2 protein-coding genes and 1 pseudogene are annotated in these 2,856 nt (G+C 58.6%); all 3 read left to right on the top strand.

The genetic code is table 11. The features are described from left to right. Positions 1-97, top strand: a pseudogene (locus EVC45_RS48160) (transposase); the annotation flags it as partial. A gap of 92 nt (positions 98-189) precedes the next feature. Further along, positions 190-1,674 (top strand): IS21 family transposase, encoded by a 1,485-nt coding sequence (istA, locus tag EVC45_RS44065; RefSeq protein ID WP_129964294.1) that lies wholly within the window; start codon positions 190-192, stop codon positions 1,672-1,674. After that, positions 1,667-2,440 carry an IS21-like element helper ATPase IstB gene (gene istB, locus EVC45_RS44060; RefSeq protein WP_129964293.1) on the top strand — a complete coding sequence of 258 codons (774 nt, stop codon included), beginning with the start codon at positions 1,667-1,669 and terminating at the stop codon, positions 2,438-2,440. Before istA ends, istB begins: the two co-directional genes overlap by 8 nt. The last annotated feature ends 416 nt before the right edge of the window (positions 2,441-2,856 follow it).

The following is a 2,856-nucleotide window of genomic DNA, read 5'->3' as shown; positions in this document are numbered from 1 at the left end:
GCTCTTCTATCTGCCGCCGTACAGTCCTGAGCTGAACCTGATTGAAATCGTCTGGAAACACGCCAAGTATCACTGGCTGTCTGGCGACAATTACTTCTGCCGGTAGCGACAACTAGATTTGCCGGTTTCCGGCGGCCGAACTGTTGAAGTTTGGTCCGCCGTTATCATGCGGCTCCTTGCGGAGCCGGCATGAAAAAAGACGGAGAAATCAAATTGTTGCGAGAAGAACGGCAGAAAGGAGTGAGCCAGAAGCTGGCTGCGGCGCGTACGGGGATGAGTGAGCGCACGGCCCGCAAATATGAGCGTGCTGGGCAGTTACCCAGTCAGATGAAGAAGCCTCGCACGCATCGAACGCGGGAGAATCCGTTCAGCCTCGACTGGGCATGGGTCGAGGAACAGCTCAAGCGGGATTCGGCGCTTCAGGCCAAGACGCTGTTCGCGCTGCTGTGTCAGGCGTTTCCGGGTCGATATCAGGAAGGCCAACTGCGTACGCTGCAGCGGCACATTCAGGCGTGGCGGGTTCGTCATGGCCCTGAGCAGGAGGTCATGTTTGCTCAGGAGCACATTCCCGGGCGCATGGCTCAATCCGACTTCACGTCGATGAATAGCCTGAGGGTAACGATCGCAGGTACCGCGTTCTCGCACCTTGTCTACCACCTGGTGCTGACGTACTCGAACGTCGAGGCCGTGCGTGTCTGCTTCTCCGAGAGTTTCGAGGCGCTGGCCGAAGGACTGGAAGCATGCCTGTGGCAGATCGGCGGAGTACCTGAGTTGCACCGCACCGACAATCTGACGGCAGCCGTACGTGACCTTGATCGCGAGGGTATGCACGAGTTCACACAAAACTATCGGGCATTGCTCGCACATTACGGGATGCAGCCATCGGCAAACACGGCCGGGTGCGCTAACCAGAACGGTGACGTCGAACAATCGCATTTCCGGTTCAAGCAGGCCGTCGATCAGGCGCTACGTGTTCGCGGCACGCGGGACTTCGAAACGCGCAGCGACTATGAGTATTTCCTTGCCGAGCTTGTTCGGCAACGCAACCTCACCCGCTTGCAACGGTTCGAGACGGATCGGACAGCGCTCAGACCGCTGCCCGAGGTGCCGCTGGACTTTACACGTGAGGTCATGGTGCGGGTCTCCCGCTTCAGTTTGATTCGAGTGCTCAACAACCACTACTCTGTTCCGTCAAGGCTGATTGGGGCGAAGCTGAAAGTGCGTATCCGCTCGGAGAGCCTGGAGCTTTACCACGGACCGGCACACGTTCTTGTGCTGCCGCGCCTGAGCGGGCGCAACCAGCGCCGGATCGACTATCGGCATCTCATCTGGTCGCTCGTTCGGAAGCCCGGGGCGTTTGCCGCCTACTGTTACCGGGATGAACTGTTTCCGACGACCACGTTCCGCCGGGCGTACGACGCACTGCTTGCCGCAACACCGACCAAAGCTGACCGCGAGTACCTGCGTCTGCTGCACCTGGCCGCGAGCACATCGGAAGCGGAAATCGATCGGGCAATCAGCTATCTGTTGGCCGCCGGGCGTACACCAACGCTCGAAGCGGTACGCGAGCTCGTCACAAGCTCTGCAGCAACGCCAATTCCGAAGATCGGCAAGGCCGCTATCAATTTGCGCGATTACGACGTCTTGATTCCCTCATGGAGCAGCCATGCATAACGCACGAGAAGAACTGCTGGCGTCGCTTCGTGCGCTCAATCTCGGTGCCATGGCGGCGGCCGTGGAAGACACGGCATTGCGTGCAGCGAAAGAAGGGCTAACCCACGAAGCATTCCTGCTCGAACTCGCCCGCATTGAGCGCGCCGCGAAGGCGGCTCGCCGGATTGAGCAGCTCTTGAGGCAATCCGAACTGCTTCCGGAGAAAACCTTCCGGACTCTCAACCTGGATCGGTTTGATCCGGCGACGCGCATGCAAATCGAGCGGTTGCGCAGCGGAGGCTTCCTCAAGGACGCGATCAATGTGGTGGCCGTCGGCAGGCCTGGCGCAGGGAAAAGCCACCTTGCCAGCGCTTTAGGTCACGCGCTCGTCGAACAGGGCTATCCAGTGCTGTTCACTCCCACGGGTGCCCTGGTGCAGCGGCTGCTCGCGGCAAAGCGCGACCTCCGGTTGCCGCAGGAATTGGCAAAGCTGGACCGCTTTGAATGTTTGGTTCTTGACGACATCGGCTACGTCCAGCACGACCGCGATGAAATGGAGGTGTTGTTCACGTTGCTCGCCGAGCGCTACGAGCGAAAGAGCATCGTCATCACCACAAATCTCGTGTTCTCGGAATGGGAACGCATCTTTAAAGACCCGATGACCACGCTTGCGGCGATCGATCGCGTAGTGCACCACAGCGTCGTCCTCGACTTGATGGGTGTCGAGAGCTATCGGGCAAGAGCTGCCGGTGCGAAGCCGACAGCGTCAGCCGCAGCGACGGCATAGGGCGGCAATTTTAGTTGTCGCCGACGGTAGTTCTAGTTGACGCCAGACAACTGGCGGCGTTTCGTCAACTGGACGAAGGAAACGATCGATACAGAGATCGCCAAACTGCTCGGCGGCTATGGTTCGGAATTTGAAATCCGTTTTGCCTGAACACTTATGTTTCATGAAATGCATGAGTTGGGGCTCCGGTGCAAATAGGTAGCGTGGTCGAAATGGTTGTGGTGCAAATAGCGCTCAAGGATCGGTTAGAGTGTCGCCTTGACCGATTTGAGGAGCCGGGATGAACAAGCTGAAGAGTCTGGACGAGCTATTCGCCGGCCGTCATTTTGACCGTGAGGTGACTTTGTTCGGCAGGGTCTTCAGCAGATAGGGCCTGATGGTTGTGTTGCGGGTCTGAGATAATGCCGGCATCGAGT

The sequence above is a fragment of the Paraburkholderia sp. UYCP14C genome (assembly GCF_004197395.1).
Classification (GTDB): domain Bacteria; phylum Pseudomonadota; class Gammaproteobacteria; order Burkholderiales; family Burkholderiaceae; genus Paraburkholderia.
The sequence above is the reverse complement of the archived record's forward strand: the minus strand, read 5'-3'. Positions and strand labels throughout refer to the sequence as shown.

What these genes read in the sequence shown, in the direction of transcription:
- istA (WP_129964294.1), top strand. Translation starts at nt 190, where the DNA reads ATGAAAAAAGACGGAGAAATCAAATTGTTGCGAGAAGAACGGCAGAAA.
- istB (WP_129964293.1), top strand. Translation starts at nt 1,667, where the DNA reads ATGCATAACGCACGAGAAGAACTGCTGGCGTCGCTTCGTGCGCTCAAT.